Origin of the sequence: Baekduia sp. (assembly GCF_035996765.1) — a bacterium.
Taxonomy (GTDB): domain Bacteria; phylum Actinomycetota; class Thermoleophilia; order Solirubrobacterales; family Solirubrobacteraceae; genus Baekduia.
Genome location: NZ_DASYJG010000068.1, coordinates 60,328 through 74,008, shown reverse-complemented (window position 1 = coordinate 74,008; position 13,681 = coordinate 60,328). Strand labels below are relative to the sequence as shown.

Here is a 13,681-nt window from a genome sequence, read left to right as displayed (position 1 = left end):
ATGGTCGCCTATGGACCATCAGTCGTCCCTCGACGCCTTGGCGGGGGCGTCAGGGATGGCGCAGAGTGGTGTAGAGGGCGAGGTGGCGCTCGGCGATCGCGTCCCAGGAGTACGTGGTGCGCGCGGCGGCTGTTGCTGCGGCCGACAGCGCGGCGCGGCGGTCGGGGTCGGCGAGCAGTGCGGTGAGGGCGGTGTGCAGCGCGGCAGGGTCGCCGGGCGCGACAAGCTCGGCCGCGCCGGTCGCGGCGACCTCGCCGAAGCCGCCGACGTCGGAGAGCAGCAGTGGGCGGCCGAGGCCGAGGGCGGCGTAGAGGACGCCGGACTGGTCGATCTCGCGGTAGGGCAAGGTGATGAGATCGGCTCGGCGCAGGACGCCGGCCAGCTCGGCGTCAGTCACAAATCGAGGGACGAGCCGGACGCCAGGCGGAAGCGCGGTCGGCAACGGCATCCGCGGCATCCCGACGATCCACAGCTCCCCGGGCGGTTGCGTGCCGAAGCGCCGCCAGGCGTTGAGCAGCACGTCGATCCCCTTGTAGGGGCGCAGCAAGCCAGGGGTCGCGACGACCGGCGTGCCGGGCGGCGGCTCGGGCAGCTCGGGCGGCAGCCGCGCGTCGAGTCCCGCGAGGTGCGTGAACGCGCCATGCGGGATGACCGTGATGCGCGCGGGGTCGAGGCCCAACTCGCCGGTCAGCCGCGCGCGACCGTGCTCGGAGTGCACGACGACATGATCGACACGCTCGTACAACCGGCGCTGGGCACGCAGCTGGCCCGCACGCGGCTCGCGCGGCAGGACGTCGTGGGCGGTCAGCACGGTCGGGCGAGCCCGCGGCAACAGGTGCACGTCGAGCGGCTGGACGGTGAGCCACTGGAAGTGCACGACGTCGGCAGCAGCGGCCGCGCGACGGTAGGCCACCATGTCGGGCACGTGCTCGACGAGCTTGGCGACCATCCGGGCGCGCGAGCCCGCCGCCCCCACCCGCCCCGACCGCCGGTAGAAGCGCTCGTCGACCGCGTAGCCCTCGGCAGGCGGGACGTCGCCGTAGGCGAAGCGGCTGGTGACGAGCCGGACATCCTGGCCAGCGCGGACGAGCGCAGCTGCCAGCGCGCGGTCATACGGCGGCGTGAAGGCAGAGGGATCGACGAGGTCGACGCGCAACGCTCAGCCCTCCCATCGCCAGTCGTTGCACACCATCATGCTCCCGGGCGGGAACTCGAACGCCATGTCCGCCTCGACGAGCGAGAACCCCAACTTGCGACAGACGGCGTTGGACGGCGCGTTGTCGACGCCGGGGAAGGCGTGCACGGGGAGGGCGGCGGCGGCCCGCGCCGCGTCGAGCGCCAGCGCCGTCCCCGTGGTCGCCAGGCGCCGGCGCTGGAAGGCCGGCAGCACCGCCCAGCCGATCTCATAGATCTTCTCGCCGCGCCACTCGCGCTCCCAGAAGCCGACCCAGCCGGCGGCCGCGCCACCGTCGACGATGCGGAACTGGAACGGGTCCTTGGCGTAGCGCTGCTGGCGCTCGGCGATCTTCTCCGGGCTCTCGGCGCCGCCGATGTGGCGCATCTGCACCGCGTCGCTGTTGAGGGCCGTCAGCAGCGCGAGGTCCTCCTCGCTCCACCGCTCGATGTGGACGTCGTCACGCAGAGCCACGACTCTATGGCTTCGCCGCCGACCCGCCCGCCTGCGAGCATCCCCGACGTGCCACTGCGCGTGGGGATCGATCTCGTCAAGGCCGACACCATCGCGGAGGCGCTCGCCGAGCATGGGGAGCGCTATCTGCGGCGGGTCTACACCGACGCCGAAATCGCGCAGTGCGGCGGCCCCGACGGTGCGCCCGATCCGCTGCGCCTCGCCGCCCGCTTCGCCGCCAAGGAGGCGGCGATGAAGGTGCTGCGCCCCGGCGACGCGGCGGTCCCCTGGGCGGCGATCGAAGTGGTGCGCGACGCCACCGGCATCCCGCAGCTGACGCTCCACGGACCGGCCGCCGCGCTGGCCGCCGCCGCAGGGCTCACGGAGTTCGCCCTCAGCCTCACCCACGAGGACGCCTACGCCGCCGCGGTCGTCGTGGGGACATGATCGGACCGCCGATCAAGAAGCGCGCTCCCAGCACCGATAATCAGGGTCGTGCCTTCTGTCGCAGCAGTCCGAGAGATCGTCAAGGAACACGGTCGCCTCGCCGTCGACGTCGAGACCCTTGCCGACGACGCAAGCCTCTATGAGGCAGGCATGACCTCGCACGCCAGCGTGAACGTCATGCTCGCGCTGGAGGACACCTTCGACGTCGAGTTTCCCGACGAGCTGCTCAAGCGCAGCGTCTTTGCGTCGGTCGCCTCGATCTCCGCTGCGCTGGCCCAGCTCGAAGCGCAGGCGGCATGACCGTCACCGCCGATCGCGACGCCGTCTTCCTGGCCGGGATCGGCGAGATCGCCGAGACGATCGCCGCGGTCCACGCCGACGACGTCGACCGCAACGCCCGCTTCCCGATCGAGGCCGTCACCGCGCTGCGCGAGCAGCGCGCCTTCTCGGCCCTCGTGCCCACCGAGCACGGCGGCGACGGCGTCTCCTTCCGTGCGATCGCCGCCGCCTGCTTCACGCTCGGCCGCCGCTGCGGCGCGACCGCGATGGTCTTCGCGATGCATCAGATCCAGGTCGCGACGATCGTCCGCCACGCCGAGGGCGCCCCGTACTTCGAGGAGTACCTGCGCGCGCTGGTCGCCGAGCAGCGGCTGATCGCGTCGGTCACCTCCGAGGTCGGCACCGGCGGCGACATGAGCCGCTCGGTCGCGGCGCTCACCCCGGCCGCCGACGGCCGCTCGTCGTTTGAAAAGCAGGCGCCAACGGTCAGCTACGGCGGCTACGCCGACGATCTGCTGACGACGCTGCGCGCCCACCCCGACGCCGCCCCCGGCGAGCAGGTCGCCGTCCTGCACCGCACCGACGCGACGACGATGGAGCCCTCCGGCACGTGGGATCCGCTGGGGATGCGCGGCACGTGCTCGCCCGGCTTCACCGTCACGGCCGAGGTCGCCGCCGAGCAGGTGCTGCCGGCGCCGTTCTCGGCGATCGCGCCCGAGACGATGGTCCCGGTCTCCCACATCCTGTGGTCGCATGTCTGGCTGGGGATCGCCACCGACGCCTTCGACCGCGCCCGCGCCTTCGTGCGCGCCGCGGCACGCCGCGCACCCGGCGAGCCCGTCCCGGCTGCCGTCAAGCTCAGCCATGTCATGACGCAGCTCTCGATGCTGCGCGGCGAGGTCCATCGCGCGCTGGACGAGTACGTCGCGGCGGCCGACGACCGCGAGCGGCTCGGCACGATGGCCTTCGCCTTGCACGTCAACAACCTCAAGTTGGCTGCTTCTGAGCAGGTGCCGCGCGTCTGTCAGGGCGCGATGGGCGTCTGCGGCATCGTCGGCTTCAAGAACGACACGCCGTTCAGCATCGGCCGGCATCTGCGCGATGCGATGTCCGCGTCGCTGATGGTGGCCAACGACCGCTTGCACCAGACCAACGCCGGGCTGCTGCTGATCGCCAAGGAGGTCTAGACCGTGGCCGAGTTCCGCCCCGCCTCGCCCGACCAGGCGCAACTGCTCGACGAGCTGGTCGCCGCCGGGCACCTGATCCCGTCGGGCGTCCCCGGCGTCTACGGTCGCGGCGGCGATTACGAGGACGTTCGGATGCGCTTTGACGCCTACGTGACGCGCTGCGCGACCGCCGCCGGCGAGGCGCCCGAGGTCCTGCGCTTCCCGCCGGTGATCCCGCGCAAGCAGATCGAGGATCTCGGCTACCTGGAGAACTTCCCGCATCTGGCCGGGACCGTCTTCGCGTTCGAGGGCACCGAGGGCCAGGCGCGCGCGATGGCCGAGACCGCGGGCAGGCATGAGGACTGGTCAGAGCACCAGTGCATGAGCGACCTCGTCCTGATGCCGGCCGTCTGCTACCCCGTCTACCCCGCGATCGGCCGGCGCGGCCCGCTGCCGGCCGGCGGCGTGACGATCGACCCGGGCGGCTCCTACGCGTTCCGCCACGAGCCCTCCGGCGACCCCGCGCGGCTGCAGATGTTCCACATGCGCGAGTTGGTGCGGATCGCGGAGCCCGAGACGGTGCAGTCGTGGCGCGATGGCTGGCGCGACCGCGCGCTGGAGCTCTTGCGCGGACTGGGGTTGGACGCGCACTTCGACGTCGCCGCCGACCCGTTCTTCGGGCGCAGCGGCCGGATGATGGCCGCCTCGCAGCGGGAGCAGGCGTTGAAGTTCGAGATCCTGGTGCAGATCGCCGGCCCCGAGCCGACCGCGATCGCGTCCTTCAACTACCACCAGGACCACTTCTCCGCGCTGTATGGGATCACGACCGCCGACGGCGCGACCGCGCACACCGCGTGCCTGGGCTTCGGCCACGAGCGGATCGTGCTGGCGCTGATGAAGACGCACGGGCTCGACGTGGCCGCGTGGCCGGACGAGGTGCGCCGGGAGCTGTGGTGAGCACGTCCGCGGGCCTCGTCTCGCTCTTCGGCGCCGATCCGGCGGCGTATGTGCCGCATGCGGTGCATGTTGTAGGAGATCGAACCTACCTCGAGAGCAACTGCTATGCCGACGTGGTGATCGAGCTCCTGCACGCGCGCGGCGACGAGCCACTGGCGGCGATCGGCTCGACGGTCCGCCTCGACTTCGAGGGCGACCAATGGACGTTCTTCAAACCGGACCCGGGCGACCTGGAGCGGCTGTACGGCATCGACATCCACGAGATGCAGCCCTACCGGGCGCTGCCGGATCAGATCGCTGAGCAGTTGGCTGCCGGCCGGACGATGACCGTCGAGCTCGATGCCTGGTTCCTGCCCGACACCGCGTCAACGAGCTACCGCCGCGAGCACGTCAAGACGACGATCGCGCCCGAGGCGATCGACCGCGAGGGGGAGGTGCTGCGCTACTTCCACAACGCCGGGTTGTATGAGTTGCGCGGTGAGGACTACCGCGGGATCTTCCGGCTCGATGGGCCGGTGGATCCGGAGATCCTGCCGCCGTACACCGAGCTGGTGCGGTTCGACGCGGGCGAGCGGCTTTCGGGTGACGCGCTGCGCGACGAAGCGCGGGCGCTCTTGTCCCGCCATCTCGCGTTGCGGCCGGCGACGAACCCGTTCGTGCGCTTCGGCGTGGCCCTGGAGCGCGACCTGCCGGCGTTGCGCGATGGCGATCCAGCGCTCTATCACGCCTATGCGTTCGCCACCGTGCGGATGGTCGGGTCGGGCTTCGAGCTGCTGAGCGCCGAGGTCGAGTGGCTGTTCGACGCGGACGACGACGGACCGGCCGCCGACGCCGTCGCCGCGATGGGCGAGATCGTCAACGGCTGCAAGTTGTTGTCCTTGAAGCTGGCCCGGCGCCGAGCGTTCGATCCGGCCCCGACCATCGACACCCTCGCTGCCGCGTGGGAGCGGGCGACCGGCGGGCTGGATGCCGCGCTGGCCTGAGCAGGACGGCCTGGAGGTTGTGCGGCTCGACGGCTTCGTGGCCGACGGGCCGTTGTCTGACGACGAGGCCGCGACGTTCTCGCTGCGCTTCGATGCGCCGCCGGCAACGGCGGGCGAGGAGGTCGTGCTCGCCTGCGACGGAATCGCCACCGTCTTCGAGGTGGTGCTCAACGGCGTCGTGGTCGCGGAGGGGTCGTCGATGTTCGCACCGCACACCGCGGACGTCGGCGCGTTGCTGCGCGAAGAAGGCAATGACCTTGAGATCCGCTGCCGCGCGCTGAGCGAGGTGCTCGCCGAGCAGCCCAAGCGTCCGCGCCAACGCTGGCGGACCAAGGTGGTGGAGAACGGCGGCGCGCTGCGCTTCGTGCGCACGGCGATCATCGGCCGCGCGCCGGGCTTTGCACCGGGGCCGCCGATCGTGGGGCCGTGGCGGCCGGTGTGGCTCGTGCGGCGGCGCGGGATCGTGGTCGATGACATCGTGCTGCGCCCGCGGCTCGATGGCGATGACGGCGTGCTCGCGATCTCCGCGCGCCTGCGCGGGACGTGGCTACCGGATCACGTCGAGGCGGACGGCGGCGGGCAGCTGCGCGGCGCGATCCTGCCGGCCCAGGTGGAGGCGTTCGTGGGGCCGGAGCACGCGTCGTTGACCGTCGGTCCGGACGGCCTGGTGCACGGCGAGGTTCGCGTCCGCGACGTCGAGCGCTGGTGGCCGCACACGCACGGCGCACCGGCGCTCTACGACGTGGCGCTCGTGCTCGACGGCGGCGCACAGCGCGTTGATCTCGGCACGACCGGCTTTCGCACCCTCTCCCCCGGCCCGGACTTCGACGCTGACCGCGATGCGCTCGCGCTGGCCGTCAACGGGGTGCCGGTCTTCGTCCGCGGCGCGGTCTGGACGCCGGTGGCCGAGGAGGACGTCGTTGCGACGTTGCGCACCCTGCGTGACGCGGGCATCAACCTGATCCGGATCCCCGGCGTCGGCGTCCCCGAGACCGCCGCGTTTCACGACGCCTGCGACAGGTTGGGGTTGTTGGTCTGGCAAGACTTCAGCTTCGCCAACCTCGACTACCCGATCGAGGACGGCGTGTTCCGCGCGAAGGTCGAGGACGAGGCGCGCGCGCTGCTCGCGCAGGTCGCCGGCCGGCCGAGCCTTGCGGTGCTGTGCGGCAACAGCGAGGTCGAGCAGCAGGCGGCGATGTTCGGGGTGGATCCGGCGCTTGGCCGCGGTGAGCTGTTCGGCGTGCTGCTGCCACAACTGGCGCGCGCGGCGGGCGCTGAGGTGCCCTACGTCCCGTCGGCACCATGCGGCGGCGCGATGCCGTTTCACCCGGGAACGGGCGTGGCAAACTACTTCGGCGTCGGCGGCTACCGGCGGCCGCTGAGCGACGTGCGCGCCGCGGGCGTGCGCTTCGCCTCCGAGTGCCTGGCCTTCGCCAACCTGCCCGACGGTGCGGTCGCCGACGGCGAGGGCGTCATGCGCGACGTCGGTGCCGACTGGGACTTCGCCGACGTCCGCGATCACTACCTGACCGAGATGTACGGGTTGGATGACCACACCCCGCCCGCCCAGCTGCGCGCTACCGATCGGGAGCGCTACCTCGCCCTCGGGCGCCAGGTCAGCGGCGAGGCCATGTCGTACGTCTTCGGCGAATGGCGTCGCGCGGGCTCGGGCTGCGCCGGCGGCATCGTCCTGTGGGCGCGAGACCTCCTGCCCGGCGCCGGCTGGGGACTGCTCGACCACACGGGCGCGCCGAAGGTGGCGCTGGCGCACCTGCGCCGGACGCTGGCGCCGCGCGCCGTGTGGATGGTTGACGAGGGCCTCAACGGCGTGGATGTGCACGTCGCGAACGACGGTCCCGAGCCGCTCGACGCAGAGCTCCACGTGGTGCTGCTGGCCAGCGGCACGCACACCATCGCCGAGGCGACCGCACCGCTGCACCTCGCCGCGCACGGCAACACCACCCACAACGTCGAAGCCCTCCTCGGCCGCTTCGCCGACACCGCCTACGCCTACCGCTTCGGCCCACCCGCGCACGACGCCGTCGTCGCCACCCTGCGCGCCACCAACGGCGAGCTCCTCTCCCAGGCCACCCACTTCCCGACGGGCCCGCCACTGGAGCCGACCGACCTCGGCCTCCTCGCGACCATTGAGGGGTCAGACCCCTCAACAATTGCCTGTGGGGAAAACCCCTGCTCAGCGACGAATCCCTCTGTTGAGGGGTCTGACCCCTTAATGTTGGCGGTGACTACGAAGCGGTTGGCGTGGGGTGTGCGGATCGTGGCCCCGGGGTTTCGGGCGGAGGAGGATGCGTTCGTCGTGGTCCCCGACGTGCCGCGAACCGTGCGGCTGTGGCCGACCGTCGAGGGCGCGTCGCTGGAGGGCGCGACGGTGACGGCGCTCAACCTCATCGGTGAGGCACTGATCTCTGCCCCTGATGTGGCAGCCTGACGGCCCTTGGGCGTCGAGCTCTCCTTCTGCGTGGTGAACACCGACCAGCGCGAGCTGCTGGTCCACTGTCTCGACGCGATCGCCGCCGAGCGGGCGGCGCTGCCGTTTGCGACCGAGGTGCTCGTCCTCGACAACGCCTCGACCGACGGCTCGGCCGGCGCCGCGCGCCGACATCCGACCGTGACCGAGGTCGTCGTCCTCGACCAGCGCCGCGGCAAGGGCGAGAACGACAGCCACCTGCTGCAGCGCGCCCGTGGCCGCTTCTGCCTCCTCCTCAACGAGGACTCCGAGCTCCATCCCGGCGCGACCGCCGCCCTGCACACCGCGCTGACGCAGGACACGCAGGCCGCCGCGGCCGGCGCCAAGCTGCTGCGGCCCGACGGCCGCGTCCAGCCCTCGGCCTGGCGTTTCCCGACGCCCGCCACCGCGCTGATCGGCGCGTTCTTCCTGCACAAGCGATTGACCGTCCAGAGCCGCGGGCGCCGGACCCGCCATGTCGACTGGGCCCAGTCGGCCGCGCTGCTCGTGCGCCGCGACGCCGCCCGCGACATCGGCTGGTTTGACCCGCAGTTCTTCGTCTACTCCGACGAGGTCGACTTCTGTCGCCGCCTCGCCGACGCGGGCTGGCACACGCTCTGGGTTCCGGAAGCCGAGGCGGTCCACCACGAGCAGCTCTCCACCGGCGCGGTGCCCGAGCGGCGCATCATCGAGCTCTCCCGCAACCGCGACCGCTACATGCGCAAGCACCACTCCGCGGCCGCCGCCTTCACGGTCCGCCTCCTCACCGCCTGGGCCTACATCATCCGCGCCCTCGTGGCCACCATCGCCCCCGGCCACGACCCCAAGCGCTACATGAAGCACGTCACCGCCACCCTCTTCCCCAACCGCGGAGAGGGCCTGCGCGAAGCGGCCCACGAGTTCAACCGCGGCGGCCCGACGCTGTAGGAACACCGCTAGGCCCGCGGCGCCTCGGCCACGAGGCGTCGCGGGTCTGAACGGATCTGGCTGAGACGCCGCGATCCTGCTCATCCCCTGTAGACCTGGCGTGCGTGCCGATCCACCCGCGACGTCGACTTCGACCATAACTCGCCAGCCCAAAGGCGTGGGGATCTGACCATCAAACATTCGTCCGGGTCCGAACGAAAAACGGGGATGGCGAAACGCGGAGAGTGCTGCGTCGCACTTATACGCCGGATCGGAGTGCGTCAGCGGGCGGAACGCAGGTTCCGCAGCGCGCGCAGCTCCGGCACGGAGACCACGCGCGCGGCGATCAGCAGCGCTGGAGCGACGGCCAGCAGGGCGAGGCGGCTGAGCAGGCCGACGGCCCCGTGGGTCGGCAGCAGGAGCTCGCCGCCGACACCCACCACCGTGAGCACGGCCACCGCGGAGGCCAGCCGCCCCCACTCGAACGGCACGAAGAACAGGCGCCGCGTCAGCAGGTACAGGACCGCCACGATCACGACATAGGCGCCGCAGAGCGCGATGCCGGCGCCGGCGATGCCCAGCGGCCCGACCAGCGTGACCAAGAGCACCACGTTGACGACCAACCCTGCCGCGGTCGCCGGGAAGTTGCGGGTCGTGACCTTCGCGCGCCCCGCGACGGTGATCAACACCAACACGAGCCCGTAGAGCGCCCAGCCCAGCGCGACCCACGGCAACGCGTCGGATGCGCCGTAGTAGCTCGGGTCCGACGCCAGCGCGCGCACGGCCCAGCGGCCGACGAGCGTCACGCCGCAGACGACGACCCCGGTCACCGCGACGTAGGCCGTCGTCACCCGGGCGTACAGGCGCGCGGCCTGCGCCTCGTCGGTCACCGAGTAGGCCAGCGGTGGCCACGCCGCCTGGAAGCCGCGTACGGCGACGATCACGACCGTCGACAGCTTCGCCGCGAAGCCGTAGCGCCCGGCTGCGTCGGCCGACTGGGCGTGCAGTAGGTAGGTCCGATCAACGACGTTGAGCGCGAAGGCCGCCGCATCGGCCGGCACGGTCGGCCCGCCGAAGCGCAGCAGCGCCACGGTCCCGCGCGGCGGGCGGAACGACACGCGATCGCGCTGCAGGATCCACAGGCCGATCAGCACCACCGTCGAGGCCCCGTAGTTGCCCAGCACGTAGCCGCGCGCGCCGCCGTCCTCCACGACCACCAGGATCACCGTCAGCGTGACGGTCAGCAGGATGTTGGTGATCGACATCGTCACGTAGAGGCGCAGGCGCTCCTCGACGCGCAGCAGCGCGTTGGCGACCTCGAGGTTGGTGAAGGCCCACAGCCCGAGCAGGCCGATCGCCATCAGCGTCGCGTCGTCGTGGGCGAGGATCAGCTGGGAGAGCGGGCCGGCGAAGGCCAGGCCGATCAGCGTCACCACCGTCGACACGTACAACGTCCACGACGTCACCGTGCGGGCGAGGTCGACCCGCCGCGCGTGGTCCTCGTCATCGAACCAGAAGCGCACGAACGCCTCGCCGATCCCGAAGCGCAGCAGGATCGAGGTGAAGATGATGGCCGTGAGGAGGTTCTCCGCGTAGCCGTAGTCGGCCGTGCTCAGATGGCCGGTGTAGAGGCGCAGCGTGACGAGCGCCAGCAGGCTCGAGAGGATGCTCGGAGCCTGGTAGGCGAAGGTGCTGGCCAAGAGTCGACGGAAGAGGCCGGCCATGCGGTCGGCGGCACGCTACCGACGCGAAGGACATCTGGCCCGCCCGGGCGGGCCAGATGTCCCGGCCTGCGTTTGCGCGACCTTCTACGCTGCACCGCCGTGGCCGACCTGCGCCCCCTCTGCCTGCTGCTGCTCCCGCGCCCGCTGGACGGCTTCATCCTGCGCGATCAGGCGCAGGATCTGCTGCGGGCCGACGGCGTCGTCGCCGTCGACCCTCCGCGCGTGCCCTACGGCGCGCTGGCGCGCCTGCCCCACGTCCTCGGCGACGCGCTGGCCAACGGCGTTGCCAAGCGGCTGATCAAGGCGCTGCGCCGCAAGGGCGACCGACCCAAGGTCATCGTGATCTTCCACCCCGTCCAGGTGCTGCTGGCCCGTGCGATCCTGGCGCGGACCGACGATTGCGAGCTCTGGTACGGCCGTTGGGACCGCTACGAGCACGCCTACGACGCCGGCCCGCACCTGCGCGCGCGCCTGGGCGAGCTGCACGAGGCGGCCGCCCAGCTCTCCTCGCTGACGTTCGTCGCCAGCGGCGAGCTCGCGCGCCTCGAGGACGAGGCCGGCCGCACCGCGACGCTCGTCCCGCTCGCGGCCGACACGTTCCCGGCGCCGGACCCCACGACGCCCGTCATCGCCGTCTCGCTCGGGCACCTCGGCTGGCGCACCGACTGGGCGCTGCTGCGCGCGGTGGCCGAGCGGATGCCGAACCTCGTGCTGCTGCTCGTCGGCGCCTGGCACGACGACGAGTGCCAGGACGACCCTGACTACGCGTGGTGTCGCGCGCATCCCGGCTTCGTCTGGCTCGGCGCGCGCTCCGACGAGGAGGCGTCGCGGCTGATCCTCTGCGCCGACGTCGGCATCGTCCCGTTCAAGGTCGAGCCGTTCAACGACGCCGGGCTGCCTTACCGGATCCTCAAGTACGCGCGGCTCGGCCGGCGCACGGTGACGCCGGAGCTGGCGGGGGTCCGCACCTGGTCCAACGCCGTGACCACGGCGGCCGATGCCGACGCGTTCGCTGCCGCCCTGACCGAGGAGGCTGGCCGCCGGACCGACCCCGACCTCGCGCTGCGCACCTGGGCGCTAGAGCAGACGGCCGCCAACCAGAACGCCCCGCTGTGGGATCGTCTCCGAACCCTCGGGATCACCCATGGCTGACGACTCCATCGAGATCATCCGCGGCGGCGAGGAGCTGCTCGACGCGCCGCACGCGCTGTGGCTCGCGCTGCGCGACCACCACCACGCCATCGCGCCGGAGCTCGGCGCGGTCCGGTCCGACGAGGACGCGTGGACGCGCCGGCGGGCGCAGTACGCCGCGTGGCTGGCCGAAGACAACGGCGCGTTCCTCCTGGTCGCCCGCCGCGGCGAGCACGTGCTGGCCTATGCCTTCATCCGCCCCGTAGAGCGCACGTCGACGACGTGGGCGACCGAGCGCCGCGAACTCGACATCGAGACGCTCAGCGTCTCCCCCGAGGCACGCGGGACCGGCATCGGCGCGCGGATGATCGCGCTGATCCGCGAAGAGGTCGGCCGCGGCGGCTACGGCGGGCTGCAGGTCACGGCGATCGCCCAGAACGTCGACGCGCTGCGCTTCTACGAACGCGAGGGCTTCGCGCCCGAGTTCATCCACTTGCGGGACACGACACGTACGCCGTGAACCCGCCGCGCATCGGCCCGCGGATGAAGCCGTCGGGCGGTGCGTTGGTCTTCGGGCTCGCCCCGTCGGCGAAGCCGTAGCGGCGCAGCAGCTTCTCGCCGACGAGCAGCAGGGCGACCCCGTGCTCACGCTGCACCGCGCTGCGGGAGCCGACCTGCTTCTGCGACGCGTGCAGGATCCAGCGCGTGTCGGGCACGAGCCGGTAGTTGGGCAGCGTGCCCGCGCCGCAGCGCCGGCCGGTCGCCACGGCGGGCGTGTGCAGCACCGCGGTGAGGTCGTCGTGCGTGGTGCGGATGAAGCGCAGCTCGGTGGCGAGCTTGTCGAAGGCGTCGGCGCGGATGACGACGAACGCCAGCCCAGCGACGACAGCGACCGCCAGCAGCGCGCGCGAGCGCGTCACGAGGTAGCCCGCGGGCAGACAGAGCGCGACGGCGGGCACCGTGAGGTAGCGCGGCAGCACCGAGAGCCCGGCGACCGAGGTGGCGAAGAACGTCAACGAGCCGGCGAGGAAGAGCGCGAGCGCGACGTGGACGGCGCGCGCGTCGCGGCGGCGCCACGACACGGCGATGCCGGCGAGCGCCGCCAGCGCGACCGGCAGGCGTGCGGTGTCGACCAGGAACGAGACGAAGTCGCCGGGGACCTCGGAGAACGCGCGCGTGCGGTTGAGCTCATCGGCGAGGTCGGAGGTGGAGTGCAGGCTGAAGAGCGGGTCGCCGGTGACCAGCGCGTCGACCGCGCACCAGATGAGCGGAGCGATCAGCGGCAGCGCGACGATCTGCCACAGCGGCCGCCCCGCGCGCCAACTGAGCCACAGCCAGTAGGCGCCGCCGAGCAGCCACGCCTCGGGGCGCAGCAGGCCGGCCAGGACGAGCAGGAGCCAGACGGTGCGGCCGCCGAGGTCGGGCCGCGGCGCCGGATCACCGCTCCGGACCGAGGTCCGTGTCGTCTCACCCTCCATATGTCGTGGTGAGACGACACGGATCAGGGAAGGCGAGCGCTCGGCCTCGAGCGCGCCCGCCCAGAGCACGAGCGCGAGGAATGGCTCGTCGACATAGGCACGCGCCGCGTAGAGCAGCAGCGCGAACGACGAGCCCGCCAGCAGCGCGGCGGCGAGCCCCGCCTTGCGATCCCACATCGCGGTCCCGAGGCGGTAGACGGCGTAGGTGAAGGCGACATGACAGAGGCAGGTGAAGAGCACCAACAATCGGTCGCCGTGCTCGCCGAAGAGGCCGAGGACCGCGCAGATCGCGAGATACAGCGGATGCTCGGTCGGCGCCTGGTAGGCCTCGAACGTCGGCAGGTGGCCGGCGACGATCTCGCGGCCCCAGACCAGGTGGTAGTAGGCGTCGTAGTTGGGATAGGTCGGGACGAGCGCCCAGAAGGCGACCGCGACGGCGGCCAGCGCGCCGACGACGAACAACTCGCGTCTCCGCACTTCCGAGTCATTTGCGCGCAGTTTCGTTTTGGGGTCTGA

The 13,681-nt window shown here is 71.9% G+C and carries 13 protein-coding genes; 9 read left to right on the top strand and 4 right to left on the bottom strand.

Annotation, left to right across the window (positions count from 1 at the left end; translation table 11 throughout):
* Positions 1-49 precede the first annotated feature (49 nt).
* Together VGO10_RS15655 and VGO10_RS15650 are read right to left on the bottom strand one after the other, a co-directional pair.
* Positions 50-1,156 (bottom strand): glycosyltransferase family 4 protein, encoded by a 1,107-nt coding sequence (locus VGO10_RS15655; RefSeq protein WP_327469990.1) that lies wholly within the window; start codon positions 1,154-1,156, stop codon positions 50-52.
* 3 nt (positions 1,157-1,159) lie between these two features.
* A complete protein-coding gene (locus VGO10_RS15650) occupies positions 1,160-1,648 on the bottom strand; it encodes a GNAT family N-acetyltransferase (protein WP_327469988.1) in 489 nt (162 codons plus the stop codon).
* 48 nt (positions 1,649-1,696) lie between these two features.
* On the opposite strand from VGO10_RS15650, the gene acpS reads away from it, so the two are divergent.
* From acpS to VGO10_RS15615, 7 genes are read left to right on the top strand one after another with little or no spacing between them, the layout of a single operon-like run.
* On the top strand, positions 1,697-2,074 hold the full coding sequence (gene acpS / locus VGO10_RS15645; RefSeq protein WP_327469986.1) for a holo-ACP synthase: 378 nt from the start codon (positions 1,697-1,699) through the stop codon (positions 2,072-2,074).
* Positions 2,075-2,122: 48 nt separating this feature from the next.
* A complete protein-coding gene (locus VGO10_RS15640) occupies positions 2,123-2,374 on the top strand; it encodes an acyl carrier protein (RefSeq protein WP_327469984.1) in 252 nt (83 codons plus the stop codon).
* The gene (locus VGO10_RS15635) at positions 2,371-3,540 is read left to right on the top strand and encodes an acyl-CoA dehydrogenase family protein (protein WP_327469982.1); all 1,170 of its coding nucleotides are present in this window, start codon (positions 2,371-2,373) and stop codon (positions 3,538-3,540) included. The genes VGO10_RS15640 and VGO10_RS15635 overlap by 4 nt, the downstream gene beginning before the upstream one ends.
* Positions 3,541-3,543: 3 nt before the next feature.
* A complete protein-coding gene (locus VGO10_RS15630; protein ID WP_327469980.1) occupies positions 3,544-4,476 on the top strand; it encodes an amino acid--[acyl-carrier-protein] ligase in 933 nt (310 codons plus the stop codon).
* Positions 4,473-5,459 (top strand): DUF1839 family protein, encoded by a 987-nt coding sequence (locus tag VGO10_RS15625; RefSeq protein WP_327469978.1) that lies wholly within the window; start codon positions 4,473-4,475, stop codon positions 5,457-5,459. Before VGO10_RS15630 ends, VGO10_RS15625 begins: the two co-directional genes overlap by 4 nt.
* Complete coding sequence (locus VGO10_RS15620) at positions 5,443-7,908, top strand: glycosyl hydrolase 2 galactose-binding domain-containing protein (RefSeq protein WP_327469976.1); 2,466 nt, start codon at positions 5,443-5,445, stop codon at positions 7,906-7,908. Before VGO10_RS15625 ends, VGO10_RS15620 begins: the two co-directional genes overlap by 17 nt.
* 6 nt (positions 7,909-7,914) lie before the next feature.
* On the top strand, positions 7,915-8,853 hold the full coding sequence (locus VGO10_RS15615; RefSeq protein ID WP_327469974.1) for a glycosyltransferase: 939 nt from the start codon (positions 7,915-7,917) through the stop codon (positions 8,851-8,853).
* Between the two features lie 260 nt (positions 8,854-9,113).
* On the opposite strand, the gene VGO10_RS15610 is transcribed toward VGO10_RS15615, so the two are convergent.
* On the bottom strand, positions 9,114-10,556 hold the full coding sequence (locus VGO10_RS15610; protein WP_327469972.1) for a lipopolysaccharide biosynthesis protein: 1,443 nt from the start codon (positions 10,554-10,556) through the stop codon (positions 9,114-9,116).
* Between the two features lie 99 nt (positions 10,557-10,655).
* Here VGO10_RS15610 and VGO10_RS15605 point away from each other — a divergent pair, with 99 nt between their 5' ends.
* A complete protein-coding gene (locus VGO10_RS15605) occupies positions 10,656-11,708 on the top strand; it encodes a hypothetical protein (protein ID WP_327469970.1) in 1,053 nt (350 codons plus the stop codon).
* The gene (locus VGO10_RS15600) at positions 11,701-12,207 is read left to right on the top strand and encodes a GNAT family N-acetyltransferase (protein ID WP_327469968.1); all 507 of its coding nucleotides are present in this window, start codon (positions 11,701-11,703) and stop codon (positions 12,205-12,207) included. The genes VGO10_RS15605 and VGO10_RS15600 overlap by 8 nt, the downstream gene beginning before the upstream one ends.
* Here VGO10_RS15600 and VGO10_RS15595 read toward each other — a convergent pair.
* Positions 12,173-13,642: a hypothetical protein gene (locus VGO10_RS15595; RefSeq protein ID WP_327469966.1), complete on the bottom strand. Its 1,470-nt coding sequence runs from the start codon at positions 13,640-13,642 to the stop codon at positions 12,173-12,175. The genes VGO10_RS15600 and VGO10_RS15595 overlap by 35 nt on opposite strands.
* Between the last annotated feature and the right edge of the window lie 39 nt (positions 13,643-13,681).

Bases quoted from the DNA above. Each gene is read 5' to 3' on its own strand.
- VGO10_RS15600 (WP_327469968.1), top strand. From the start codon at position 11,701: ATGGCTGACGACTCCATCGAGATCATCCGCGGCGGCGAGGAGCTGCTC.
- VGO10_RS15610 (WP_327469972.1), bottom strand. From the start codon at position 10,556: ATGGCCGGCCTCTTCCGTCGACTCTTGGCCAGCACCTTCGCCTACCAG.
- VGO10_RS15620 (WP_327469976.1), top strand. From the start codon at position 5,443: ATGCCGCGCTGGCCTGAGCAGGACGGCCTGGAGGTTGTGCGGCTCGAC.
- VGO10_RS15635 (WP_327469982.1), top strand. From the start codon at position 2,371: ATGACCGTCACCGCCGATCGCGACGCCGTCTTCCTGGCCGGGATCGGC.